The sequence below is a fragment of the Orbaceae bacterium BiB genome (assembly GCA_036251205.1).
Classification (GTDB): Bacteria; Pseudomonadota; Gammaproteobacteria; order Enterobacterales; family Orbaceae; genus Orbus; species Orbus mooreae.
This window is the reverse complement of sequence record CP133958.1, coordinates 2793043-2817292: the sequence shown is the minus strand read 5'-3', so window position 1 is coordinate 2817292 and position 24250 is coordinate 2793043. Positions and strand designations below refer to the sequence as shown.

At 36.2% G+C, this 24250-nt stretch carries 31 protein-coding genes; 1 reads left to right on the top strand and 30 read right to left on the bottom strand.

Annotation, left to right across the window (positions count from 1 at the left end; all coding sequences use genetic code 11):
* Positions 1 to 96 precede the first annotated feature (96 nt).
* The 30 genes from RHO11_13380 to RHO11_13235 form a co-directional block, all read right to left on the bottom strand.
* Complete coding sequence (locus tag RHO11_13380) at positions 97 to 393, bottom strand: phage tail assembly protein (protein ID WVD61438.1); 297 nt, start codon at positions 391 to 393, stop codon at positions 97 to 99.
* Entirely contained in the window at positions 393 to 902 is a 510-nt protein-coding gene (locus RHO11_13375; protein WVD61437.1) for a phage major tail tube protein, read from the bottom strand. Before RHO11_13375 ends, RHO11_13380 begins: the two co-directional genes overlap by 1 nt.
* Before the next feature lie 10 nt (positions 903 to 912).
* A complete protein-coding gene (locus tag RHO11_13370) occupies positions 913 to 2355 on the bottom strand; it encodes a hypothetical protein (GenBank protein ID WVD61436.1) in 1443 nt (480 codons plus the stop codon).
* Positions 2356 to 2357: 2 nt separating this feature from the next.
* Positions 2358 to 2612, bottom strand: a complete 255-nt coding sequence (locus RHO11_13365; GenBank protein WVD61435.1) for a hypothetical protein — start codon at positions 2610 to 2612, stop codon at positions 2358 to 2360.
* Between the two features lie 11 nt (positions 2613 to 2623).
* Positions 2624 to 3172, bottom strand: a complete 549-nt coding sequence (locus RHO11_13360) for a hypothetical protein (GenBank protein ID WVD61434.1) — start codon at positions 3170 to 3172, stop codon at positions 2624 to 2626.
* Entirely contained in the window at positions 3172 to 3759 is a 588-nt protein-coding gene (locus tag RHO11_13355; protein WVD61433.1) for a phage tail protein, read from the bottom strand. Before RHO11_13355 ends, RHO11_13360 begins: the two co-directional genes overlap by 1 nt.
* Positions 3759 to 4064, bottom strand: a complete 306-nt coding sequence (locus RHO11_13350; GenBank protein ID WVD61432.1) for a hypothetical protein — start codon at positions 4062 to 4064, stop codon at positions 3759 to 3761. The genes RHO11_13355 and RHO11_13350 overlap by 1 nt, the downstream gene beginning before the upstream one ends.
* A complete protein-coding gene (locus RHO11_13345) occupies positions 4057 to 4476 on the bottom strand; it encodes a hypothetical protein (GenBank protein WVD61431.1) in 420 nt (139 codons plus the stop codon). The genes RHO11_13350 and RHO11_13345 overlap by 8 nt, the downstream gene beginning before the upstream one ends.
* Before the next feature lie 65 nt (positions 4477 to 4541).
* Positions 4542 to 5582, bottom strand: coding sequence for a major capsid protein (locus tag RHO11_13340; protein WVD61430.1), 1041 nt, complete (start codon positions 5580 to 5582; stop codon positions 4542 to 4544).
* Between the two features lie 10 nt (positions 5583 to 5592).
* Positions 5593 to 5955: a head decoration protein gene (locus RHO11_13335; GenBank protein ID WVD61429.1), complete on the bottom strand. Its 363-nt coding sequence runs from the start codon at positions 5953 to 5955 to the stop codon at positions 5593 to 5595.
* On the bottom strand, positions 5955 to 7346 hold the full coding sequence (locus RHO11_13330; protein WVD61428.1) for a S49 family peptidase: 1392 nt from the start codon (positions 7344 to 7346) through the stop codon (positions 5955 to 5957). The genes RHO11_13335 and RHO11_13330 overlap by 1 nt, the downstream gene beginning before the upstream one ends.
* A 1-nt stretch (position 7347) precedes the next feature.
* Positions 7348 to 8961 carry a phage portal protein gene (locus tag RHO11_13325; protein ID WVD61427.1) on the bottom strand — a complete coding sequence of 538 codons (1614 nt, stop codon included), beginning with the start codon at positions 8959 to 8961 and terminating at the stop codon, positions 7348 to 7350.
* Positions 8961 to 9203 carry a DUF6148 family protein gene (locus RHO11_13320; protein WVD61426.1) on the bottom strand — a complete coding sequence of 81 codons (243 nt, stop codon included), beginning with the start codon at positions 9201 to 9203 and terminating at the stop codon, positions 8961 to 8963. Before RHO11_13320 ends, RHO11_13325 begins: the two co-directional genes overlap by 1 nt.
* Positions 9204 to 9211: 8 nt before the next feature.
* Positions 9212 to 11101, bottom strand: a complete 1890-nt coding sequence (locus RHO11_13315) for a phage terminase large subunit family protein (GenBank protein WVD61425.1) — start codon at positions 11099 to 11101, stop codon at positions 9212 to 9214.
* Positions 11094 to 11681 (bottom strand): hypothetical protein, encoded by a 588-nt coding sequence (locus RHO11_13310; protein ID WVD61424.1) that lies wholly within the window; start codon positions 11679 to 11681, stop codon positions 11094 to 11096. The genes RHO11_13315 and RHO11_13310 overlap by 8 nt, the downstream gene beginning before the upstream one ends.
* Before the next feature lie 163 nt (positions 11682 to 11844).
* Complete coding sequence (locus RHO11_13305) at positions 11845 to 12051, bottom strand: hypothetical protein (protein WVD61423.1); 207 nt, start codon at positions 12049 to 12051, stop codon at positions 11845 to 11847.
* A gap of 22 nt (positions 12052 to 12073) precedes the next feature.
* Entirely contained in the window at positions 12074 to 12538 is a 465-nt protein-coding gene (locus RHO11_13300) for a lysis protein (protein ID WVD61422.1), read from the bottom strand.
* The gene (locus RHO11_13295; protein ID WVD61421.1) at positions 12511 to 13038 is read right to left on the bottom strand and encodes a lysozyme; all 528 of its coding nucleotides are present in this window, start codon (positions 13036 to 13038) and stop codon (positions 12511 to 12513) included. The genes RHO11_13300 and RHO11_13295 overlap by 28 nt, the downstream gene beginning before the upstream one ends.
* On the bottom strand, positions 13001 to 13261 hold the full coding sequence (locus RHO11_13290) for a phage holin (GenBank protein ID WVD61420.1): 261 nt from the start codon (positions 13259 to 13261) through the stop codon (positions 13001 to 13003). Before RHO11_13290 ends, RHO11_13295 begins: the two co-directional genes overlap by 38 nt.
* A 56-nt stretch (positions 13262 to 13317) precedes the next feature.
* On the bottom strand, positions 13318 to 14391 hold the full coding sequence (locus RHO11_13285) for a site-specific DNA-methyltransferase (protein ID WVD61419.1): 1074 nt from the start codon (positions 14389 to 14391) through the stop codon (positions 13318 to 13320).
* 378 nt (positions 14392 to 14769) lie between these two features.
* A complete protein-coding gene (locus RHO11_13280; protein WVD61418.1) occupies positions 14770 to 15915 on the bottom strand; it encodes a DUF1133 family protein in 1146 nt (381 codons plus the stop codon).
* A 120-nt stretch (positions 15916 to 16035) separates the two neighbouring features.
* Positions 16036 to 17058, bottom strand: coding sequence for a DUF968 domain-containing protein (locus tag RHO11_13275; protein WVD61417.1), 1023 nt, complete (start codon positions 17056 to 17058; stop codon positions 16036 to 16038).
* Positions 17058 to 17570, bottom strand: coding sequence for a hypothetical protein (locus RHO11_13270; protein WVD61416.1), 513 nt, complete (start codon positions 17568 to 17570; stop codon positions 17058 to 17060). The genes RHO11_13275 and RHO11_13270 overlap by 1 nt, the downstream gene beginning before the upstream one ends.
* Positions 17570 to 18328, bottom strand: a complete 759-nt coding sequence (locus tag RHO11_13265) for a phage antirepressor KilAC domain-containing protein (GenBank protein WVD61415.1) — start codon at positions 18326 to 18328, stop codon at positions 17570 to 17572. Before RHO11_13265 ends, RHO11_13270 begins: the two co-directional genes overlap by 1 nt.
* A gap of 567 nt (positions 18329 to 18895) precedes the next feature.
* Positions 18896 to 20077 (bottom strand): DUF4225 domain-containing protein, encoded by a 1182-nt coding sequence (locus RHO11_13260; protein WVD61414.1) that lies wholly within the window; start codon positions 20075 to 20077, stop codon positions 18896 to 18898.
* A gap of 100 nt (positions 20078 to 20177) precedes the next feature.
* Complete coding sequence (locus tag RHO11_13255; protein WVD61413.1) at positions 20178 to 20924, bottom strand: phage N-6-adenine-methyltransferase; 747 nt, start codon at positions 20922 to 20924, stop codon at positions 20178 to 20180.
* Positions 20917 to 21624, bottom strand: coding sequence for a replication protein P (locus RHO11_13250; GenBank protein WVD61412.1), 708 nt, complete (start codon positions 21622 to 21624; stop codon positions 20917 to 20919). The genes RHO11_13255 and RHO11_13250 overlap by 8 nt, the downstream gene beginning before the upstream one ends.
* Entirely contained in the window at positions 21617 to 22582 is a 966-nt protein-coding gene (locus RHO11_13245) for a hypothetical protein (protein ID WVD61411.1), read from the bottom strand. The genes RHO11_13250 and RHO11_13245 overlap by 8 nt, the downstream gene beginning before the upstream one ends.
* A gap of 215 nt (positions 22583 to 22797) precedes the next feature.
* Positions 22798 to 23283: a YmfL family putative regulatory protein gene (locus RHO11_13240; GenBank protein ID WVD61410.1), complete on the bottom strand. Its 486-nt coding sequence runs from the start codon at positions 23281 to 23283 to the stop codon at positions 22798 to 22800.
* Between the two features lie 32 nt (positions 23284 to 23315).
* Positions 23316 to 23495, bottom strand: a complete 180-nt coding sequence (locus RHO11_13235; GenBank protein ID WVD61409.1) for a Cro/CI family transcriptional regulator — start codon at positions 23493 to 23495, stop codon at positions 23316 to 23318.
* A gap of 97 nt (positions 23496 to 23592) precedes the next feature.
* Between RHO11_13235 and RHO11_13230 the strand changes: the two genes are divergently transcribed.
* Complete coding sequence (locus RHO11_13230; protein ID WVD61408.1) at positions 23593 to 24243, top strand: S24 family peptidase; 651 nt, start codon at positions 23593 to 23595, stop codon at positions 24241 to 24243.
* The last annotated feature ends 7 nt before the right edge of the window (positions 24244 to 24250 follow it).

Below are 24250 nucleotides of genomic sequence, written 5' to 3'. Positions count from 1 at the left end.
GTTCGTTTAATGAAATAGATAAATAAAATGAAGCTGGCGTATAGTTGGCTCGTGATAAAGCGGTGATAATATCCCTTAAATCATCACCGCGCCAAATTACGCTCGTAGCAAAAAAGTTTGAGCCATGGCTGTAATTTTAGAAATATCACTAATCGGGAATTTTTTTAAAATTTGAACATTTATTTTAGCGGCTCTGGCTGCAATATACAGCAAATAAGCCTTACTGAGTTCAGCCATGCCAGCAATGACATAGCCATCTGATTGCATTTCTTGCTCAATAGCTAAAATATCCTCTCCGGTTAATTTATCCAGATCACTTAAATCAACTTCAGTATAATTTTGACCGTCAATCGTAACCGGTTTTTTTAGGGTATAAATTGCTTTTTTAGTCATTAGATATCTCCAATTGCCTCACGAATATCACTGTTTTGATCGACACCCGCGATTCTGTAAATGTTATTTAATTTATCAATTTCAATCACATCATTACCGTCATAAATTTCACGGTAATAGGTTAATTCAAACTCTAGCGTGCGATCTTGTGCCTCACCAACTGAAAGCTTACCAACGGTCTGGTTTTTGGGTACACATCTTAAAATGAATTTATGTTGCTTTGCATTAAGTGCACCAGTTGCTGAATCAGGGTCTTGAACCGCTGACCAAAGTTCAATATGCTGCGCTTCAGGTGTGAGTAAACTGGCATAATCGGACGTGATTGTTCTAAAGTTTAGTGTGACACCAAACGCTTGAAATAAACCTTTAATCGGTAAATCAAGAGCGCCAGCAATTCCAGCCCCTTTCAACTCTGCTGTTATTGCATTTAATGATGGCAAGTCAACTTGTGCAACACCGGCTTTTCGGTAGCCATCTTTGTAAACATTAAAAAGAATATTAGCGTGCATTTATGCCACCTTACGAAAATAAATTAGTTAAATACTGAGGATCATATTCAATATTAAAATTGATATTCTCCGCTGGAGATTGTGTGCCCCAATAAATATGGAAGCTTGCAAGCCCATCCATGAGATCGGTTGTGCTGTTTTCGTCAGATAAAAAAGCGATTCGCCCCCCTAAAATATAACCTTTAGCGGTGTAGCTATTAAGGGTAATTTGCTCGCTATTAACAATCGTCTGAACAAAACGTTTCCCAATTGGGTCGTCAACCTTTTGACACCAGGTTTGAATCAAACGATTTCCATACCAACCAAACATGCGACGATTTGAAATAAACGTATCTTTAATATCCGTAACATCGGGATAACATGACATTCGGTTACCCCAAGTTTTCCATCCACCGATGAAATTAAGCGCCGTAATAATGCCATTTTCATTAAGATAATTCGCTTGATTTGTTTCAAGCCATAACTCATTAATGCCATCAACTGTTGCCGATTGCATATTAATATTTTTGTTTGACGGTGAAGCATAAGGAATATCATCATGATCGGAATCGGTTGTTGCAATGACGCCTGCAAGCATGGTTGACAGGCGCATCACTTTTTCATTAAAAACAACCCGAGGCCAGCAAAGCGCTAAATCTTCCTGAACCAAATTATTGTCATTTTTAAATGCCACTGTCTTGGTATGATCCGTAATGCTGGTTGGTAAATCAGCAATGGCAATCGCCCGAAAAATACCATTAATAGAGCCAGCTTTTGTAGCCATGATAGCTGCAACAGACGGATTATCACTAAATCCTGGTGCTAAAATTGAACCAGGAACAACACGATACTGAGAAAAAATGCGGTCGATTAATTGTAAACCTGTTGTTTGATTTGTTTCGTAATCTACGCCACCAATGCACTCGTTAACAGTAACAGCTTCGGGTGTTGCATAAATAAAATCAGCTTGAACGGCTTTTTTATTGGCCAATTGACCCGTTGCAGAAACAAGTATCTGACCCGTTGCATTGTTGTAGGTATAATCAGTACCCACTTGATATTCTGCATTGTCATTATCATATAATTTTAATGAAATTAGATCGGATTTTGATGCTTGACCTTTACTATTAGTTAACGAGATAGTTTCATTTAAAATAACTTCTCGATGCTGTGCCGGGTCAAAAATATTAATAAAAATTGCCGGTGCTCGTTGATGTAAAACAAACATCGTATAAGCTGCTTCACTCAATCCCCATTTTTCAAAGTCATCATCGCTGGTATAACCCAGCTTTTTAACAGCTTCTGCATTGGTGTAACAGATTTCGACAAAATGAGGGCTTTTTAATGTATTGTAGTAACTTGTTCGGTGAATAGGAGCACAACCGACAAAAACAGGAATAGCTGCTGAAATTTGTTTAGGTGGTAAAATTGATGTAGGGACTTGTGTTGAACGAACCCCATGATAATAAGCCATCGTTATTTTCCTTCTTTTTCTTGTTGATATGCGGATAAAACAGCCTGATAACAGTTAGCTAAATAGGTATCGCCTGTTTGTAAGCCGCGTCTCTCTTTTGCAACCTGCTCTGGACTGACAAACAGCGCCGCAAAATTAGGATCACACTCTTTTTTCTTTTCGATTTCATCAGTGGCTTTTCCTACATAAATCATGCCACTAGAAATAGAAAAAACGCCCATCGCCATGCTAGGACCTAAATAAACGGTAATTTTCATAATTTCCTCAATTAAACAAGATATTGAATTTCTACTTTGGGAAGTTTTAAGAACTGACTAAATGAAAGATTAAGGACAACTAAAAAATAAGGCGCATCAGTTTGTAGTCCGCATGCATAAGGATCTATTGTTTTACCAAGTCCATAACCCCATGACATATCATGATCTAAAGCAAAATGGCTATTACCCCAATACTCATACTGGTTAATAATTAGTAAAGATTTATCCAGTGTATCTGACACAATTTGAACGCCATCTTGATAAGATTCATAGCTTTCTTGAGAATAAATTCCAATAATGAGCGCAACATTAAAATTATAAACAGGCTGACCGGTTGCATCATTTGATAAGTCACCACTAATACTGCGGATAAGAATAAACGGATAATCATTGTCTTTTTTATCTACAGCTTCACTGGGTGGCTTTGACCCCTCTTTCGGTGGAAGTTGGCCTATATAAAGACGAGGCGCTTCTCGCAAATTATCCTTCTTCTCCAATAAAGCATGACAAAATCCCTCTTCAAGTCTTTTTTTTAATTCTTTTAAAACTAAAAAAGACATTATTTAGCTCCCTTTGATTTTAAATAACGATTAGCTTGCTGATTAAATCGATTAATAAATCGTTCTTGTGCTTGCTTTATGATCTTTTCCTCGATAGCTCCACGCCCCGCAAGCTGAGGTACAGAAGGTCCGAAAAACTCACTTAATTTTTCTTTACCTCCTTTTGTTTTAACGCCTCTCACTCGCTCGAATATACCGATATGACCATTTGGCATTTTAGCAACAAAGCCGTGTTTGAAATGGACATCCTTACCCGCAACATTAATTTTTACGCCACTGCGAGTTTTTCCTGCCATGATCCGTTTGGGTTTATGCGGATATTTAATAAGACCAACAGGACGGCCGGAAACAATCACTTTGGCTGTTGGATTATCGCTTTTAGCACTGGCTTTAATTAACGTGAATGATTTAAAAATAACTTTACGTTCGATGCCTGATTCTGACTTAATCAGTTTTGTTCCATCAGTTCGAACACCAGCTATTGCTCGATTTTGACTATCGGCCATAATACGAGCGGCTTTATCACCCAGTTCGTTCATTAATGATTTAACGCTGGCATCATCAACATCAATTGAAATTGATAACATTAATCATCATACCTCTCAAGCCTAACAACATAATCACTGAGCTGCTCTTGTACTGATTTAACCAACCAAAGTTCACCGTTAATATCAACGCGTTCATTACTGCGTGGTTTTGTTAATGCAATTTTGGGAATGCGATAAATCACCGTACATTGCTCTATGCCATGTGTAAATTGAGTCACTTCACTCGGCGTTTCATCAGTTACAATAATGTCATAACCATTCCATTTAATCGTTTGTGCAAATTCATCTGGATTAAAAAAAACAGCTTGATTGTCTTTAAGTAACTGATCATGAAAACTACTCATTGTCCTCGTCCAATTCATCAAGCAATAATTGACGAAGCACATCATCGGAACTATCGCCGCTAAATGGTACCGCAAGCTCTGTTAATTTTTGCTCAAGTTCTTCACGACTCATCAATGAAACATCGGTATGTTCATCATCACCTTCACGCGCTTTTAAAATTAAGTCTCGTAAATCAGCCACTTTTAATTTTGGATCAAATGAAATACCTAACGATGTTAACTCTGCTTCACACTGTTTCTTTGTCCAATTGCTGATATCAGTTGGGTTATCAACTTGAGATGATTCAATGATTTCAGCGACACCTAAATTCACTAAGCGATGAGCTTGTGGTGCTGTGATTTCAATTTGATGACCTTTTTCTAAGGTTTTGCCATCGTGAATAACGGTTGCAAGTAAATGTATTTTTACCATAAGTATTCCTCGATAATGGGACCATGGTCCCATTATGAAATGTTGAATTCAATTGACGTTAATTATTAAGAAATGACGCGGGCGCTTACAAAGGCATCAACATTAACTAAGCTTGCAAGGGGAGCTGATTCCAATTGGACATAACGAGCGGAACCGTCTTGCTCAATCCATGAATGAGGGAAACGCGGTAAAGACGTTAGTGCATATTCATTTTGAATAAGCCCATAAAGCATTTCACAACCAGCTTCCGTACTCCCAAGAATCACAGCATCATCAGGAATGAGTGGCTCAACTTTATTAGTTAACGGATTAAGCACTTTTTCACTGTAAGAGTAAATAGGGATATATGACGGAGCAAGCATGCCGTGATAAGTGATCCCTTTTTTCTTCAGTTCAGTCGTACTTTGAATATCAATTTGACCAACCGCATAATTTCGGATATCCAGTCGCTTTTGCACTTTTTCATTATCAAGCAGAGCCCAAGCTGCTTTTTTACCTAAGATAATCATATCTGGTACAAGGCCACAGCGCTCAGAGACGCTATCCGACCAAGTTTCTAAGTCTTTCATCGGGTCGCTACCTGTCTGGTCCCAACACGAACTACCTGATAAGATAATCTTTTGTTTACCAACTTCATAACCAAAATCAACTTGGTGATCCATTTTTTTGCCTTTGACAAAAATCTTACCATTAACCAAGGCTTGAGCAGCCATATACTCTTCAAGTCGGTTAACTCGCATATCAAGTTCTATTAAATTTTCACCCAATGCGCGTTGCTCTCGCTGTGCTGGTGTTAGAGGTTTAGAATAATCTTCACCAAAGCTTCGTTTCATTGCATCTTTAGGACGTGTTGGCATAAACTCTTTAGTGTAGCCAGGTTTTACCGATACCGTTTCATAACCCGCATTTTCAACTAAAAGTCCTCCTTCAAGCGGATTGACAAACGCAGCCACTTGACGATTACCTTTACGAAGATCAATATCAACGTTTTCAGTATCAAAAGGACGATTAGTTCTAAAAAAAGTTTCAATTAAGAAACGGCGAGGGGCATGAACCTGGTTAATTGCGGCAACTAACATACGGGGATCATAAATATTTACAGTCATAGTCCTTCCTTTATTCGGTTATTAACTGAACGGAATCAAGGAAATAAATTCCCAGTTCACGTGCTTTTTGTTTGTGCGTTTCATAAGTGTCTGTGCCACCAAAAACTAATGCATTTTGATTAACTTCACCACTTAAGATGATAACAGCACCAACATCATCATCTGTTGCATCAACTTCTTCAGCTAAAATGCCATAAAGTGTTTTGGCATCATCACTACCACTATTAACGAGTGTACCGAGTCCATCGTTTTTTAATGCAATTACCGATCCAATAGGATAAATTTGCCCCTTGGATAAAACCACTTGTTCAGTACTAATGTGCATCGTACCTGCGATTAAATTATCGGGCTTATATTCACCAATTTTTATCATTACTTTTCTCCCAATGCAGCTTTTGCACCTTTTGCCATCTCATCTAATGCAGATTGCTCTAAGGCCACTTGACTATTACCATTTGTTGATGAGCGATCTATATGAAAATTGCCATCAATTGCATAATCTTCATTAAATTTAGATCGCAGTTTTTTTTCTGCTCTTGTTGCTTCCAGTGCTGTTTTGGCAACGGATAACGGTTTACCATACTTCGCTTTTTTGATGAGATCGTTATGGCCCTTAATGTCAAGTTCATCAATACCCGCTATCCGATCTCGTTCTCGGCGAATACCTCGGCGCATGATGGCACCATACATATTCGGATTTGATTTAGCAAAACGATTTAAAGCCTGATGCGTTTTTGCATCTTCCTCTTTATCAGACTCTGTTTCATCTTCATCCGCAGATGGCTCATCATCTGAGTTATCATCCGATTCAATGTCATTGCCCTCTTCGGGCTTTTTCGGGATATCCTTACCCAATTCATCATCTGTAGATTGCTGTTGCTGCTTATCTTTATCAATCTCTTCAGTTGAAGCATTTTTATTTTTTTGTTGCATTTCAAACTCTCCAGTAAAATTAAAATTATTGATAACACAATCAAGACTGCTAACCTCATCAGCCATCTTTTTATTAATAGCTTCATTAGCAAGAAATACACCGCCTTGACCAAAATCAGCAAGAACATGCTCAACCGAAACCCCTCGATTTACCGCAACATCGCTAACAAAAACATCAGCAAGTCCATCAATTGTTTTTTGTAGTGATGCTCTTCCCTCATCAGTAGTCGGGTTTTCTCGTTTTTTAGGTGACTGAGAAGAAACAATTTCATAATCAGTTAACCCTTGTTTTTTCTTGGCCTCACTATCATCCGTCCACATCGCCACAACACCAACGCTACCCAGTAATGCCGTTTTATCGGCATAGATATAGCGAGTAGCCGACGCAAGCCAATAAGCAGCAGAGCAAGCCATACCCGAAACATAAGACACAATAGGTTTACTTGATTCCCTTATGTAATTGGCTAACTCATGTGTGCCCGTTACTGCCCCACCAGGTGAGTCAATATTTAAAACAATGCCACCTATTCCATCATCGTTTAAAGCGGCATCAATTTGGCTTTTCAAGCTACTGATTGAACAAGCTCCACTGATTTCAGAAAATAAATCAGCACGCGTAAAAATAGGACCAAAAATATTTATTACAGCAACCAGTGGCGTATCAGCCTCAATAATGGATTGGGTCTCTCTTTGTTGCTGAATGGTTGCTGCAATATTCGGGTCAGAATAACTACGACTGGCAATGGAGATAATACTTTCAAGGGCTGAGGGTGTAATTGCCCATGGTGTCTGCTTAATAGCATTTAAAATACGATTACAATCTTTCTTCACATTAATTTATCTCCTTATTGTTATCGTCATCTGAATTAGTCGATTTATCATCGGCTATCGGTTGATAAATAGAGGTTTGTAGCTCTACACCGTGTTTTTTCATTAAGTGTTTTTCTCTGGCTTGTGCTTTAATCACATCTTCAAAATCAAGTCCATTAAGTTCAGCGGTTTCTTTACTTCGATGAGAAAATCCATATTCACAAGCTTTATTTGATGCTTCATATTCTTTTATCGGGTCGAGTTGACCTGGAGCAGGACCTGTCCACGCTGTTTTTAAATAAGCAGAGCGAATAGCTAAATCACTAAGAAAACCCGGTGCATTAACACGACCTTTAATAATCGCTTCTGTTAAAAATTCTTCAAACACAGGCTTACAAAATTTATCAACAAAAAATGACCGTTTTTCTCGGTACATTTTATTTGCTTCAAGCAGTGCTGCTCTCGCTGCGCTATAGCTCGAACTAAAGTGTTTAATCAAAACTTCAAACGGAATTTCAAGTGCCATTCCGATTTGTTTCATTGTGGCCAAAAAGAATGGATCAAATTGACTCGATGGGCGAACAGCCGAGACCATGTTTGCTTTTTCTCCAGGAGCTAAATCAATAAGAGTCCCAGATCCAAGAGACTGCTCTGATTCCTCCCATGGTTTTGGTGAATCATCATCTTCTTCATAATTTGAACCACCAGGCGCACTGTCATCATTACTTCTTTCAATGAAGACTGAAAGAACTGCATTTATCACCGCAGCATTAATTTCAGCTTCTGAATATTTCGATATTTGTTTAACAGTCTCTATAACTGGCGTTAAAGCCGGAACGCCTCTCGCTTGATCAATTCGCTCATGCTCCATAATGTGAAGGACATTACGTCGACCAGATTCTTTTCCCCATATTTCAATCCTATCCCACTTTGCAACACTAAAATCTAATTGATTGCCTGGGTGTGGCGTTCTAATATGAATAGCAATTGGACGTCCATAATCATCATATTCAACGCCTCCTGCAATTTGTTTGTTGTCTGGCGCATCATTCGGATTACACACCCTAGCCGCATCAACAATTTTTAGCTTTAAATCATAAATTGAGTTTTTATTATTTACCCAGGGCATTAAAACAAACACATCACCCGATATTTGCTGAGATAAAATGATAAGCCTTTGCATCTCTTTAAAGCTTTGTTGCCCGTTATAGTCACAAAAAAGCGCATTATCAGACCACATTTCAAACTCACGCTCGACAATATCTGACCAAGCTTGTGATTCATCATCACTCAGTCCAATGTATTCACTATCAGGAACTGAGCGCATTAAAAGTCCAACACCAATGACATTAGTCTTGATATTTTTAATAGCTCCGGCAGCTGCAGGAGAATTGTTATATAAATCTTGGCTGCGTGATCTTAATAATGGCAAGTCAGTTAGAATAGAACTATTGGCATCAAGATCATGAGTAAACCAGTCTTTTAATGAACGCTTATTAGAAGCCCCAGTATACGTTTGTCCACCTCGAATAATGCCCATTTGCTGAGAAAGCATTTTAGTTTTTTCAACCGCCAATGTGCGTTTAAACGCAGCTTCAGGAGAGAATACGCCAATGCACTTTTCTATAAATCGCATTAATAATCCCTCACTCTAAGTTGTCTAAAACGCCTCGCTGATTTACCATTCAACCGAGCGAGTTCAGCTTCCCAATATTTTCGGCCATTACGAATATCAACCAAGTTTGCACGTGTTAATGATTTACCTGAAATGGTATAAGACTGTGCACCACTTAATACTGCAATCTCAGCGTTTGTATATTCATTAATTAAATATTTAGCACGCGCTTTAGGTGTCATTTGAGAAAAATCAACAGACATAAATCACCTTATTCATTAAGTACTATTCCTGAACGCCTTTTAGGAATAGTTTTTTGTTTTTTAACTGGTTTAACTTCTGTTATGTTTGAATCATTTAAGGTCGATGCTCGTTTAATAAATTGAGAACGTTTTGCAAGTCTTGACCAGTTTGGATTTAAAATACGAATAGCTGCAAGCCCATAAACTCGAATATCAAAAGGTTCATTATTTGCACCATCAGGCTTTACCCATGCTTTGATGATTTTTCGTTTTTCTTGTTTTAAGATCAGCTTTTCGCACGTTAAATCTGCATAATACTCAGCGGTATATCCGCGTCCCTCATCATCAGGAAAGTGACAATAACCAGCACCCGGTGATTCTTTTTTCAATCGCTGCTGAATAGTCATTTTCCCCTGACTCACACCTAGCACATATAGCCAACATTTGTTTTTCGTGTTTTTTGTAGGTTTGGATAAAAACGGACGGTCAAATTTGGATGCGCCTTTAATTGCATAAACTCGGAATTTATTACGAGGTTTTGTAAAGGTATAGACTTCATCTGTCCATAAACCACCCGAGTCAATTAACGTAATGGCAATGCGAACCTCACTACCATCTTTACGCCTATATACTGACTTTCTTAAATGATCAACCTGCTCCCATGGGGATGGATTACTTTCATTACGACTAACAAGCTGAGATAAATCACCTTTAAATACACCGTACTCAATCCCCCAGTTTTCTTCATCAATCCCCCAACCTTGTACTTCATAAGCAAGCCAATCCTGCTGTACGTCAACAATTAACGTTAAATAGAAAACACCGTCAGGAATATCGGCTTCATAAGTTTCACGCCGGCGTTGCAAATATTCAGCAGCAATTTGCTCTCCGCTCTCTTCATAAGGAAGCCCTAGAATTGTATTAGTAAACACTTTTTGCAGGTCAGGATTATCCGATATTTCCTCAAACGTTCTGGCAATCTCTGTCCACGATAACCAACCCACTGGTGAGTATAACGACGATAAATGAAAACCGACTCGATAATGACCTGGGTTATGAGATTGCCAATAACCATTTGCAAGCATCTTTGTTTTACTGCGCTCAAAAATAAGACTCCCACAATGGGCGCAAATAAGACCGACTTTTTCAGGCTGACCTTTTGGCCACGATAAGCGATCAAAATCAATTGTTTGATATTCATTACATTCAGGACATGGAACATAGTAATAACGCTGATCGCTCTCTAAAAATAAAATCCAAACTTTAGAGACACCAAGTATGGTTGGTGTTGAAGAATAAAATGCTTTTCCTCTTGAGAATGTTGCCATACGTCTTAAAGCAAGACCAATCGGATCACCTTCATCACCTGCTTCAGCTGGATATCTATCGACTTCATCGAAGTAAATATTAGCCATTGGCATGGCGGCAAGATCGGCAGGGCTATTGGCTCCTGTTAATATTAACGTGCCACCAATGTACTCTTTCTGGTAAATGGTATTACCATCACCCCACACCACTTTATTAACTATTCGATCACACTGCTTAAGTGAAGGACCAACTCGCTGTTTACTCCACCTTTCAACGGCTTTATTTGTTGGCTGAACCGCTAACATCGGACCCGGTGAAACATCAATTTGATACATGATCCAATTAAGGCCAGCTTCTGATGCGCCAATTTGCGAACCTTTAGCAAAAACAACTTCTCGACAAGGATAAGATGGCGATAATGTGTCCATTATTTCAACTAAAAAAGGGGTGCGTTCATTACGCCACGGTCCCGGTGAACTACTTCCAGACTTAGGTAATACCCTATACTTAGCAGCCCATTCACTAACAGTCAGTGTTGGTATGGGTTGAAACGTTGCACAAAAACCATTGATTAAAGATCGGTTATTTAATGTTAATAATTCATTACTCATCAACAATTCCTAACGATTTTCGGATATCAATAATCATGCTATTAATCTCTTTTGTTAAAAGAGCGTGAATAGTGCGTTCATCATCAATAGTTGAAAGCTCAGAAGAAAGCCGGTCAGGTAAATTAGTTAAAGCATTAAGAAGAATAGAGCCAAGCTCACTCCCCTGCTCTTCAACTTTTCCAACATGAACAAATAGGCCGAGTTGAGTATTAACTTCAATCTCAGCAAGTTTGGCTTGAAAGACCGCTTTATCAGCACGAGCTTTATTAAAGCGTTCAGTATGAGATTTAGGTTCATTGTCATTATCATCGTTTTCTATTGTCTTTTTTTTATTGATAACAATTTTAGGCCGGCCGCCTTTTTGGGAATTTGGTAAACCATGATGATTAGATTTATCGTCATCAAAGTCTTTTTGTTCGTTTAATATTTTTAATGATGATGAAACATCAAAAAGAGGTCGTCCTGATTCGGTGAGTTTTGCTGGTACCAAAACGTTGGATTTTATTTTTCTTGATACTGTCTGCTTATTAACGCCAGCCAATCGTGACAATTCAGCAGCTGATACATATTTGTCACCCATTTTGTCACACCTGTTACAAATTTGTCACATGTTACAAAAGTGTGAAAAAATATTATCTATATAAATCAATAACTAATATCATATTTTGTAACAAGTCACCATTTTGTAAACCCTAAAATAATTCAAGAAATATATAAAAATTGGGAGGCGCAAGCTCCCCGCACTACCTACCCCCAACAGAAGTACCTAATAGGGGGGGATCTTGATGTTCATCTTCACTCATAACCACATTCATGGAGTTAAACTTACCTCTTCTTTTATCCATTTGCCTTTTCTTTTTAAACATATAGCCGATGATCTGAGCATGTTGATTACAATAACCACTAGAATAGTTTGTATGAGCAGAACAACCTTTATATCTACATTTCACTATTAATCCCTCTTATTGTTTTCTACTCAGCCAAACAAACGTTTTTAATGTATTCTTGCAATCCTAAAATCATAGCGTCTTTGGTAATGATGTCGTCTCGGAGTAGATAATAATTTTGTCGAGCTTCTCCAGTGAGCTCGCAGGTGTTTGCATCATCCATGCCGGAGGGAGAGGTTTGCTGATTTGTTTGCAGGTTATTTTGCTGGGCGTTAAGGTGCAACCGCCCAATCCCATTAATAACATTATTATAAAGCTTATTGTTTTCAGCTTTTGCACGTGTAAGCTCCTGAGTAAATTTAGTATCAATGTCATTAACCTTTTGTACTAGGGTTTGATACTTAGTAAATTCAGCTTTAACTTGGGATAATTCAGTTCTAATTGAGCCAAGTTCTAAGTAAGTATTTTTGATATCAAGTAAGATAGTGATTAGTAATGCAAAGATAGCTATAACAGCAATTACTAAAATGAATTTAAATCGAGTAGACATAATTCACGCTCTTTTTCTCGTCTAATTACCAATCCATTTAATACTTTACCAACTGATTTATTCCAGCGTGGTAGCTCATTACAGGCTTTAACATATTCACCAACATTTAGATATCGATACATTGTTGAGGTTTGCATCTTAGAGCATCCAACATTAAACGTAAGTGAAACTGTAGCATCAAATACAGATTGCGGAAGTTTAGGACCATTAGCATATTGATTAACACATTGTTCAGCTTCTTTGATATCACTCAGCCAACGCGCAGCTATTTCATCATCTGAATATTTACGCTGTTCTATTGTTCCCGTTGTTGAGCCAATCCCAACCGTTAAAATATTCGCAGGACAATAATATGGCTCATTACGGCAACTTTCAGCATTACCGATAATTTCTAAGCCTTGCTCACTGGTTCGGATTTCATCTGAATAATCAGTGATAACAATACCTATAATTGCAGAAATACTACAAATCGTCGTTGTTAGCTTCGTTATCCCCTTCATGATATTTAGCCCTTAGTTCTTTGTAGTGCATCTCTCTCGTTCTTTCTTTATGATTAGCATCACGACGACGGTACCACCAGTTAATCAAGCACGTTAAAATCGCCGTAACAATTCCGATGATGAAGGCCCAATCATCACGTGATAACGCACCAAAAAGTGCGAAAACGCTACTACAAAGATAGGAAAGATTCGAAGTAAATTTGTCCATTTTAATTGTCATCATAATTTTGCCCTCATGGGCTTAGTTAGCCAAAAGACCAGTAAGCCCTGCACAAGCCATTAGTCCGTTAATTCTGTAACTGTTTTAATAAACGTCTCTTCCTCAAATTCCACTCCAATTCCCTTTCGACCTAATTTTTTAGCAGCTTTTAATGTAGAACCTGATCCCATAAAAAAATCAGCAACAATATCACCTGGTCGAGAACTTGCTTTAATCATATCCTCTAACATATCAGCAGGTTTTTCACACGGATGCTTTCCTTTGTAATAAGGTACTGGTGAATAAGTCCACACATCAGTATAAGGAACTTCTTTAGTTACTAGAAAAGGGCGTCTCAATGCTTCATATTGAGCTTTTAGATCATCATATTGATGAGAAAGAATTTGATAGTTTTCACTTAAAATCGTATATTCTTGAATTAGATGATTGTGATCATCCGTTAACTGATGAGTAATTCCTTTTTCAGCTGCTATTTTATTAAATAAATGCTGCAAATCTTCATACTGTTTTTTGCTCGGCAATTGCCATTGGCTATAACTAAACCAATGCGAACACATTTGAGTGCCTGTTGCCTTGTTAATATCAGCAGCAGTTACACCCAACACCTCCCGAGCGGATTTGAAATATTCGATTAATGGAGCAAATATTGATTGCCTTAATTCACTACACTTAGCAGCATAGCCAGATTGACCTTTAAATTTTCCTTCAGCATTATAGTGTTCAGCAAAAATAATCCGTTCAGATGCAGGAAAGTAAGTTCTTAATGATTCTTTATGTTGTCTTAACCATGGTCCATTAGGTTTAGCCCATACAATATGATTCAACACATTAAATCGTTGCTTTACTAAAAGCTCTGTTTCTGCTGATAACTTTGGCCCACAAAAACAATATAGTGATCCATTAGGTTTTAGAACTCGCCAGAATTCGGCAAATATATCATCAAGCCAAGCAAGGTAATCAGCTTCTGTTTTCCACTGATTATCCCAACTGTTTGACTTGACTTTAAAATACGGTGGATCTGTTAAAATAAGGTCAATATGATTATCCGGTAAGGTTTTTAGAACATTAAGGCAATCATCATGAATTAGAACAAGATCATTTATTTCTATTTTTTGATTCTTTTTACTGGTCATTTATACAGTATACCTGTTAGAATAACCCCGCTGATCAGCTGGGACTTGGTTGATACCTATGACCGCAATTATGGGTGTCAATGTCTGCTGCATGTTCGAGCATGCAGCAGTCTCCCATTCACTTCTGAAATAAAAAAAGCCCTAGTTACCAACTAAGGCTGAAATTACCCAATAATGGATAAAATGAAACATCATATAAAAGGATTGGCGAGGTGCAGCGATATACATTTACACGTGGAAAAAAATATATATCTACTCGCCAAAATTAGATAATAAAAAACCCCGACTTATTAGGTCAGGGTTAGTTAATAATAAAATTCCTGTGGAATATATCACAAATATAACTCTCAATAACTTTTTTTTCAAGTTTTATTTATTTTATTTTTTAATGCTTTGATTTAATTCATATTGTATTGATGCGTAAAGTTTTTCTTTAATAAAAGATAAGCACCAATCAATTCGATCTCGGGATTGTTTTGCTGAAAAATTATAACTAGTTATTTTCAATAAATATTGTGATATTGCTCCGATGCTATATCCATAAACATAATAATAAGTCGCGATATTGATCAATGGATTATTTTTACCAAATGTCTTTATTAACATTCTATCAATAAAGCTAGCTTCTTCATCTGTACATTCTGAGTAGGGTTTATGCCTTAATGAAGCAATGATATCAGTTGCTTTCGTGATGAGTTCCTCACCCTCATATCCCTTAGCATGTAAATGTTCAAAAATCTCAATAACACCATGTCTTATGGAGCCGTACCCATCGGCGGACATCATTAATCTAGCTAAAGGACTAACACTTTGCCCATAGTTTTTTTTTAGTTCAGTATAAGCCCACGCCCCCCAACCACATAACATGGTTTCCATAAATATTTTTTGATATTTATTTAACGGTTCCGACTTCCCTAATTCAAGCTTTCTTTTTAATTGAGATAATGTTTTTATCCTATCATGTGGAAAAGCTCTTTTATTTATTGATTCAGAAAAGAAATCACCGTCTATTTTTTTCAAAAATTGATTTACGGCTTTTATTGCTTTTACCTTGTCAGTAAATCTTCCCAAATAAAAAGATTGTCCATATCTTTGAACTGATGCAACCCATTTTTGATCAGACTTTGCGAAATGTACGCATCTAGCTCCAGAAGTATTAACTTTACTTAATCTCAAATTATGTGAATTTTGAAATGGCAAAGCTTCTCTTAAGTTTGAAAATCGGTTATCAGCAGAGTTACCATTAATATGATCTATTTGTTTACGAGACCATTTCCCAGTCATATAAAACCAAGCTAATCGATGAGCTAAATATCTTCTCCCATTAACGCGAATAATCAAATAACCTTTATTATCAAAAGAGCCTTTGACATAATAATTAGAATTATAACGACTTGTAAAAACACCTGAGTCTGGATTGTATTTAATTACTTCTTTGATTCTTTTATGCTGAATAGCTGTTGGTGACATATCTTGAGTTGGGTACTCAAAAGACATGAGTGATTTTCTATAGATTTTTGACATATAGCGACATACTCCATTCCTAATTTTAGAAAGGATAATAACAACACACAGTCTGCACTCTGTTTATTGTTCTACTCCACGTTTAGACATATTACCATCTACACGTCTAGATGGCAATAATTAGGCTATAACCTTCATTCCAAAAACGCGATCTAGAAATTGGATTAGTAGTTCAATTTGGGTACCATAATTATTTTCCCATTCTTCGACATTTTGATGTAGTTCATTATGATGAATACGACAAAGTGGGATGGTAAAGATATCATGCGGTTTACCTCCCATTTTACCCTGCCCATAACCAATAATGTGATGCGGATCATCTGCTTGCTTACCACAACAAACGCATGGTTGAGTTTTTACCCATTGAGTGTATTTTTCACACTCCCAGCGCTTTAATTTTGGCCGTAACATAAATGATTCGGGTGATTCAGTATCAATTACTAGTTTCTTGATCGGCTTTGATACTTCCTGCAGGTGTTGTATTGCATCATTAGCTTGTCTATTCAATAGAATTGATGAACGGTCATCACTAGCAATTATCTCTGACTCTTTATAAACATGTTGATGCTGTTCGGCTACACGACCATATAATAATCTGGCCATACTTTCTGGAATCAATTCATGCTGTCGATTAATCATAGCCCACCAACCCAATTCTTGGAGTGATAATTTATGATTGGTACCAAGTTTTAAATCAAGTGAGATACTTTCAAGTAAGAACGTTTTTAAATTACGTTTTGCAATATCTTTTACTTTATCATCTATAACTAAGTCTTTATTGTGATGATAACAAACACGAATAGCACTATTTTCCACCTTTTCATTAACTGATTCATGGTAGCAATAATCACCATCCTCTAATTGACACTTATATCGACGTTCTAGCCACCACTCAAAATTAAATCCTTTATTTTTTATAATATCGATTATTTTGTCATTGAATAGAAATGGCTCAATAGGTTTATTGTTTAGTAATTGTGGTTCATCATCTAAAGCTCCAGACTTAAGCCCATTATGTGATTCATTGCTTGGTTCAATAACAATACGAGAACTGGTACCTATCTTTTTTAATAGTTCGGTACCAGGTTTAAGAATTATCAGCCCAAGTTCAGGCTGATAGTGTGGCGTAAGTAATGCTTTCATTAGGAAACAGAAACACAACCATTAAACGCATCTGATTTTAACTTCATATTCTCTGCTATCGCTTTCAGGATAATAGAAAATTTTCCGTCCCAAAAATATGGTACTGTTTCATTACATCCGTCATATAGTTCCACATTAATCCCAAACCAAGATGATTTTTTGGGAATAATAAATATTTTTCTAGAGCCATTCTTACTTTTTTTCTCATTTAAAAAACCTAAATTAACCATATGCTGAATGAGTTCATCTTTGCTAACAGGAGCTGCATAAAAATCAATTAAATAATCTAATGAACGAGCGGTACTATTTATTAATTGGTTATTATTTTTATCTTCTACATAACTTAAAAAATTAATTAGTTCTGGTAGTTCTAGTTCTTTTTGAATAATGTCATATATAGCTATTTGCTGGAACGAGTTTAAATTTAATCTCTTTATGACTTTTTCAGTAATATTTAAAACTGTTTTTACCGATTCTGTTGGGTTATACATATAGTCATTTGCTTTCATCATTATTCTCCTTGGTTAGTTATTTTGTTGTCTTGCATTAGAATTTTAGTTAGCCATATTCTCCCCTTCCCTGTTACTAAAGTTGTGTAATATGATCTAACTTCTCCCTTTGCTTCAAATTGCTTTTCAATAACATTAAAATAACCACGTTCTGTATACTGTTGATATGGAGTGTTATAACGACGACCGCTTGAAATAAGTATTCCTTTGTCTCTTAGGTAAGCAAATAATTTATTTGGGCCTATACCAATATTTTTTGCAAAGCTTGATATTAATTTGCCATCTTTATCATAGTGAGCCTTATCAGCATAAGCGACTTTTGGTGCATCTTCTTTTTGCTTTATTTCAAGCTGTTGAGACTTTTTATATTGTTCAGCCCAAGCAATTGCAGCTTCTGCTGGATCTGAAAAATTAGGTATAATTATGTGTTTCTGTTGTTCTAATTGATGTAATCTCTCAATAACACGCATTCTTAACGGAATACTGTAGCCTGTTAATAAACATTCAACATATTTTTTGGTCAATTGAATATTACTAATATAATTACGAGAATCATACTCATATGTAACAGATTGATTTAATTCATCATCCAAATTTGGATCATCTTTTAAAAGGTCTTCAAGCATGCTATTTATATCTCTAATAACATGTGCATGTAATTTATCTGTCAAATCCGCTATTTCACGACTAGACATGGTTAACTGATTACCTAACGGTATTATAGATGTGGCACTACTCGCCACCATAGATTGGCTTTGCATAATACGCTCCTATACTCCACTTTTTTAAAACTTAACCTCTGCACGGGTTAAGTACCTTTTCGCATTATGTCAGTCTGCACTCTGACATCTGTTAATATATACAACTATTCTAGTTATGTAAACCGTGACAAGTTTTGTTTTCCCTATTGATAAATTTTAACATTTAAAAAAAGTAGTTATTCTGTTAGTATAATTTAAGGAAACCCATCTTAAATAAAAAAATGAAAAATAATATAAATAGAATTAGAAATGATTTTAAACTTGTTCACGAACAGTTAAATTATTATATCTCTATGACGTTAGCATCCTTGTCTATCATCGCTCTTATTATATTAATTGTATCAAAAAAATCAGAGAATATAGACACCTTTGGGTTTACTTTATCTGTATTAATGATTTTAGGGTGCGGCTATTGGTTGATTCGTTCAATAATACAAGTTAGACAATTAATTCAGTTCAAAAATGAACTAATTGAAAACGCAAAACCCAATCGACTCACATCAATTAAACTTTACACTATTCCTAAAGCAACAATACTTTTTTTTATCTATTGTTTATTTTATTACTTTATTTAACACTTTCACAATAAGCAAATTTATTCTCATTAATGACAACAATAGGGCAACTTATCATATCGTTAGCATTTCTTATCTGGCTAGGATTTTTTAAAAATAACACAGCCTCTTCAGTTTTCTTATCAAAAATAAACGCATTATATAATTGTTTAGTTAATGCTCCGATCGTAAAACTATCAGCGATAACCTCTAATCCTAAGGCTGTTTTACTCATAAGTTGATAAGCCCTTACCATATCTTGTTGATTATGGTACCACAAAGAAAGATTCTTATTACCAAACTGATTAAGTTTTGATGTAAGGCCAAACATTGAATAAGCTGATAATCCTAAATCGACAGTATTATAAGCGATATCTCCATATATAGCTTCATACCCTAAAAACTCAGCAATTCCTCGATAACCTTTCTTTACAGGACCAATGTCATTAGTGATCCCTTCGTAAATATTATTCATTCCATGAGCCACACTCGGTAAACTATAAAATAAACAAGTAGCCCAGTTTTTACAAGAATTAGCACCTGATACAATTTGTGATGTACCAGCTAAAACTGAAATACCTCTTTGCATCCATTCAACACTTTCATCAAAAAGTTCTTTTTTTTGTTCAATTAGAGCAGCAGAACCATCTTCGTAAGATAAATTTCCATTTTCTACTTTGTCAGCAATATTATTTGCAAAATTAGAAACATCACTTTTGAATTCTTGTTTAGTTTGAGGGAAGTAAAATAAGTTGTTGCTCATTTGAGTCGTAGTAGTAATAAACTGATTCTTTTCAAAACGAATTCGTGTTCGTAGATCATTTTTCTCATGTGAATTTAATTTTGAAAAATCGGGTAAAACGTTATTATAAGCAGATGGTAAAATACCAAAACTTGGCGAGCTATTAGAACCGTCATCACAAAAAATGGTACTATTTGCAGCTATAACTCTATTTAGTCCAATGGGGCAACCGCAGGCCACAATATAACCGTCAAGGACAACTGGAATACTATCCACAATCATTTGTTGGCAGCCTTCAATTATTTTCCCTGAACCTTTATTACATCTTGGACAAGTTGCTATATCTCCCATTCTAGCTACAGGTTTATTCGAACCTAACATTCTACCACTTGCAGAAATAATGGAACCTCCAGTGGTTGTTGGATCACCCTGTAAAGCAATTCTTTTTGTCATAAAAAAACTCTAGCTTTCATAAATGAGCTTAAAATTATATAGATAATCAAAGCTGAGTAAATAAAAAATTCTATTAGTATATAACTAATACAGATTAGAATCATGCTTTAGCCTCCATTCTATCCACTAGATTTTGAGTGGCTATCACCATCTGATCATGAGGAAAACGGTCGATAATCATTTTGTTAATGCTTTGTTTAACTTTTAATTGAAGTACTGCGGGTAATGATTTAGCGCTCTCAATTAAATTAAAGATTGAATTAACTTCTTTTGGCCAGACTGCATTTAATGTCTTATCAGGGATTGAGTCCTTTATTTTTTCATAAGTGCTGAATATTTCATCCCGATCAACACATGAAACTTTACACTCACCAAATGAACGAGGATTAAATACAGCATATAAAGAACCTTTATTATTACCATTAACTTTTTTCTTTGTATCAGATCTAACAAATGAAATACGCCCACCGGTGATGAAGCAAATTTCTGATGCTGTATTTTTTAATGTTTTAAACCATTCAACAGATGTATCTACAGGCAAAAGCATCACGGTACCAACGCCTTGATCACTTGCTTCTTTTGCCTTTTTAACCCAAGGTAAAATTTTAGAATAAGGTGGATTACAAAATACATAACCACCTTTTAAGTGGCTCCATCCATTAATCAATGAATTATACGACTCAGTCAAATAATTAAGATGCAAATGATTGTGATCACTTGCTGCAACATCACAAACAAAACTAAACCGAGCATTTAAGAATTCGTAAACCTCAACCGGAGTCTGCCATAGGTCCTTGATATCAGAATTCGTTTTACTGGTTGAATGTTTATAATCTGATTTAGACATTTGTCGTTCTCCTCTTTGCCGCTTCAATCCTTTCTCTCATTTGTTTTATTAATGGGTGATCACATTGAAATGATGATATGTATGGCGTTGATACTTTATTTTCGATTTGCACCCTAATTTCAGGTACCTTTTCACCTCTACTCAATTTTTTTACCCATTGATTAAGTAGGTATTCGGCTCGTTTTTCAACTTCAAGATCAGACTGGTTATACTGCAGCATATTTTTTCTTAAATCTGTTACAATCCAGTACATGATAGGTTGAGACCACGGAAACAATTCCGCGCTTGGATAATCAAGTCTATTTGAATTGTATTTTCTAAATTGCTTCATAACTTCAATGACAGTAGGTAAGCCTAGCAAAGAATAACTACCCTCTTTGCACCAGGATATGAATTTTCCTACTGAGGGTAAAAAATCAGAATTTTGCTTACGGGCCATGACAAGACCAGCTTCAACTTGACTTAGGTTTAAACCGTTTTCTACAAATGCCGAGATCCACTCCCTGCGTAAGGTGTCGTATTCTTGCTGAGTTCTGATAATGTTGGACATAGACGGAAATATTCCCTTTAAGGACTTAAAAATTTCATTAAATTCCTTTTCGTAATATTCGTAATTTTTACCCGCCCCTCTTGCTCTTTGCTGAACTTGAGGTAATCCAGCTTGTACTGTGCTATAAACTTCATTTAATGGCTTAAGCATGTTGATTACCTCCGTTTAGATATCCCGTACTATCCCAATTAACTGAGTTATTATTTGGTTGTGGTAAAACATTAAAAAATCTATCCCAGTGCTTACGCAGTTTTGCTGGGCATTGAATGTTATCTTTCCAAAACCCATCAAGGTTTGCTATTTTGAATCGTCTACAAATCTCTTTATGCGGATTATCAAATCTATCACCAAGCACCTGAGTTCTTAATAATCGAATATCGTTAGCCCAATCAAACCAATTGGGGACCTGAGCTGTAGGATTAACATCAAGAATTTTTTTATAAATATAATCGGCAGCCTTGAGATCCTCTTCGGTACCCCATTTTTTACCAAGTGGAGAATAGATAAAAGCATCTGGATATTTTGATAAAAATTTATTTAACTTCTCTTCGTCTTTGGAATTTGAAAAATTCCGAGACATAGAAATTAGTATATGTATGTTAGTAATAGGATCTGTTATAGATTCGGGAATTTTACCGAATCCATGGTTTCGGGAATTTTCCCGAATCGAATCGGGAATTTTACCGAATGAGTGGGGTAACGGTTCCCCCTCTGATTCGGGAATTTTACCGAATCGAGATTGATCACTTTCATCACTTACAGGAAACAATAATTTAACTAGTTCATCTTCGTTAAATCTATAATGAGTCGTTGGCGTTCCGTATGCTTTTTTCTTACAAGTTTCAATACTTGCGCCAAGTAGTAATTTTAATTTTTTGATTGAATAGCGAACCTGATCAACGGTAAGCCCTAGTTCATCACCAAGCTCGTCGTTTTTCTTCCAGAACCAACCATCTTCACGCATCCCTTTCCCTGACAAAAAAACTAATTGTGCGAGAACTGCAGCAAGATTATAGTCTCCCTTACAAAAAGCGACATAAGGTCTTGGGATACTAATATTATTACGCTGGCCGCTCATTTGAGAGACCACATCAAATAGTCTACTCATGCATCCATCCTTTTGAACGACGCCCACAAGTATTTAACGATTTTGTGGGTTACAGGGTGCCATCGATTATTTATCATAGCTTCATATTGAAAACATGAATTGCCCGATTTTTTATAACGTAATTGCGTTATCGTGTTATTTAATGTTAAACTCTTCATTGCGACTAATACTCCACAGTGTTTTCGCATCGACCGATAGTGCTTCTGCAAAATTCGCTATCGGTCACCCTTTCCAAATATCAAATCAGTTATTACTAAAATTTCACTTAATCGGCACTGAATGTTATAAGACGTTAATTTTAATGCTTTCTTCTCTTTGCTATCCAACACACCATCAGATGTAAATTGGTTATGCTGCCGACAAAAATCACCAAGCCCAGACATTAATTCATTAAATTTTTTTAACAGTTCATCGTTGTCCAGATCTTCAAATTCTGGTAACTTCACAAACACACCACCTCGGTATTTTGCTATCGCTTCTGTAATAACATTAGAATTGGCTTCTGCTTCCATTTCTAATGCCATTCCAAGTGGTACCATCTGACCGTTTAACTGTCTGACGCGATTACGAAGTGCATTTTCGGTACCAGACTCTGGATCTAATCGACTAGCCATAGCCGGATATTTACCGTCAAACGATGTAATCAACTTATGAATAGCATCGGTTATTTCCGGCGGTGTAGGATAATTTCTATTGTCCACATGTACTCCCTATATTTGTGGTTGTTACTGAATTAATTACGATATAATTTAGGATCAACTTTTAATTCACCATTAGTCAGATCCTGAATACGATATGCGTTTTTTTCAGGAATTATTTCACCCCATTGTGATACGGCAGATGGACTTAATTTTAAAACGCTAGCAATATTTTTTTTGTGTTTGAAATAGTCTAGAACTGTTTTTTTTAACATTAAAATCACCTCATTAATTAAGAATACTTAAATTCTATACATAAAGGATTATTAAGTCAATATAAGTTAAGATAACTTAAATATCGTGGAGGAATTTATGGCATTGGAAACTATTGGCAGCAGAATTAAAAAAAGACGCAAAGAATTAAAAGTAACACAAAAAGACGTTGCCAAATCAATGAAAGGTGTCACTGATGCAGCTATATCTCAGTGGGAGTCAGATATAACGTCCCCTAGTGCTAAGAATTTATTTGATTTATCCATAGCCTTAGAATGCGATTTCGCATGGTTATTAAATGGAGGATCTGAATCAAATGTTGTTCCTGCAAAATTAAATTTACATAAAGTACCATTGATAAGCTATGTCCAAGCTGGCTTATGGACTGAAAGCTGTGAATTAAGAGACTCAACTGGGTTTGAGTATGTTATGGCGTCTTCGGATTTATCGGATCAAGCTTTTGCACTGACGATAAAGGGAGACTCAATGGAGCCGGAATTCAAAGAAGGTGACATTGTAATTATTGATCCAAATGTTCTCCCTCTTCCTGGTGAGTTCGTTGTTGCTATGAATGGAGAAGAAGAAGCTACATTCAAAAAATATAGGGAACTAGGGCATGATGAGTATGAACGATTACAATTTGAACTAATTCCATTGAATCCTGATTACACTACAATGAGCAGCTTAAAACAACAAATACGAATTGTCGGAACGATGATCGAACATCATATTTTTAGAAGAAAAAGATAAAATACTG

Bases quoted from the DNA above. Each gene is read 5' to 3' on its own strand.
- RHO11_13380 (WVD61438.1), bottom strand. From the start codon at position 393: ATGACTAAAAAAGCAATTTATACCCTAAAAAAACCGGTTACGATTGAC.
- RHO11_13375 (WVD61437.1), bottom strand. From the start codon at position 902: ATGCACGCTAATATTCTTTTTAATGTTTACAAAGATGGCTACCGAAAA.
- RHO11_13370 (WVD61436.1), bottom strand. From the start codon at position 2,355: ATGGCTTATTATCATGGGGTTCGTTCAACACAAGTCCCTACATCAATT.
- RHO11_13365 (WVD61435.1), bottom strand. From the start codon at position 2,612: ATGAAAATTACCGTTTATTTAGGTCCTAGCATGGCGATGGGCGTTTTT.
- RHO11_13360 (WVD61434.1), bottom strand. From the start codon at position 3,172: ATGTCTTTTTTAGTTTTAAAAGAATTAAAAAAAAGACTTGAAGAGGGA.
- RHO11_13355 (WVD61433.1), bottom strand. From the start codon at position 3,759: ATGTTATCAATTTCAATTGATGTTGATGATGCCAGCGTTAAATCATTA.
- RHO11_13350 (WVD61432.1), bottom strand. From the start codon at position 4,064: ATGAGTAGTTTTCATGATCAGTTACTTAAAGACAATCAAGCTGTTTTT.
- RHO11_13345 (WVD61431.1), bottom strand. From the start codon at position 4,476: ATGGTAAAAATACATTTACTTGCAACCGTTATTCACGATGGCAAAACC.
- RHO11_13340 (WVD61430.1), bottom strand. From the start codon at position 5,582: ATGACTGTAAATATTTATGATCCCCGTATGTTAGTTGCCGCAATTAAC.
- RHO11_13335 (WVD61429.1), bottom strand. From the start codon at position 5,955: ATGATAAAAATTGGTGAATATAAGCCCGATAATTTAATCGCAGGTACG.
- RHO11_13325 (WVD61427.1), bottom strand. From the start codon at position 8,961: ATGCGATTTATAGAAAAGTGCATTGGCGTATTCTCTCCTGAAGCTGCG.
- RHO11_13320 (WVD61426.1), bottom strand. From the start codon at position 9,203: ATGTCTGTTGATTTTTCTCAAATGACACCTAAAGCGCGTGCTAAATAT.
- RHO11_13315 (WVD61425.1), bottom strand. From the start codon at position 11,101: ATGAGTAATGAATTATTAACATTAAATAACCGATCTTTAATCAATGGT.
- RHO11_13310 (WVD61424.1), bottom strand. From the start codon at position 11,681: ATGGGTGACAAATATGTATCAGCTGCTGAATTGTCACGATTGGCTGGC.
- RHO11_13300 (WVD61422.1), bottom strand. From the start codon at position 12,538: ATGTCTACTCGATTTAAATTCATTTTAGTAATTGCTGTTATAGCTATC.
- RHO11_13295 (WVD61421.1), bottom strand. From the start codon at position 13,038: ATGAAGGGGATAACGAAGCTAACAACGACGATTTGTAGTATTTCTGCA.
- RHO11_13290 (WVD61420.1), bottom strand. From the start codon at position 13,261: ATGATGACAATTAAAATGGACAAATTTACTTCGAATCTTTCCTATCTT.
- RHO11_13285 (WVD61419.1), bottom strand. From the start codon at position 14,391: ATGACCAGTAAAAAGAATCAAAAAATAGAAATAAATGATCTTGTTCTA.
- RHO11_13280 (WVD61418.1), bottom strand. From the start codon at position 15,915: ATGTCAAAAATCTATAGAAAATCACTCATGTCTTTTGAGTACCCAACT.
- RHO11_13275 (WVD61417.1), bottom strand. From the start codon at position 17,058: ATGAAAGCATTACTTACGCCACACTATCAGCCTGAACTTGGGCTGATA.
- RHO11_13270 (WVD61416.1), bottom strand. From the start codon at position 17,570: ATGATGAAAGCAAATGACTATATGTATAACCCAACAGAATCGGTAAAA.
- RHO11_13265 (WVD61415.1), bottom strand. From the start codon at position 18,328: ATGCAAAGCCAATCTATGGTGGCGAGTAGTGCCACATCTATAATACCG.
- RHO11_13260 (WVD61414.1), bottom strand. From the start codon at position 20,077: ATGACAAAAAGAATTGCTTTACAGGGTGATCCAACAACCACTGGAGGT.
- RHO11_13255 (WVD61413.1), bottom strand. From the start codon at position 20,924: ATGTCTAAATCAGATTATAAACATTCAACCAGTAAAACGAATTCTGAT.
- RHO11_13250 (WVD61412.1), bottom strand. From the start codon at position 21,624: ATGCTTAAGCCATTAAATGAAGTTTATAGCACAGTACAAGCTGGATTA.
- RHO11_13245 (WVD61411.1), bottom strand. From the start codon at position 22,582: ATGAGTAGACTATTTGATGTGGTCTCTCAAATGAGCGGCCAGCGTAAT.
- RHO11_13235 (WVD61409.1), bottom strand. From the start codon at position 23,495: ATGTTAAAAAAAACAGTTCTAGACTATTTCAAACACAAAAAAAATATT.
- RHO11_13230 (WVD61408.1), top strand. From the start codon at position 23,593: ATGGCATTGGAAACTATTGGCAGCAGAATTAAAAAAAGACGCAAAGAA.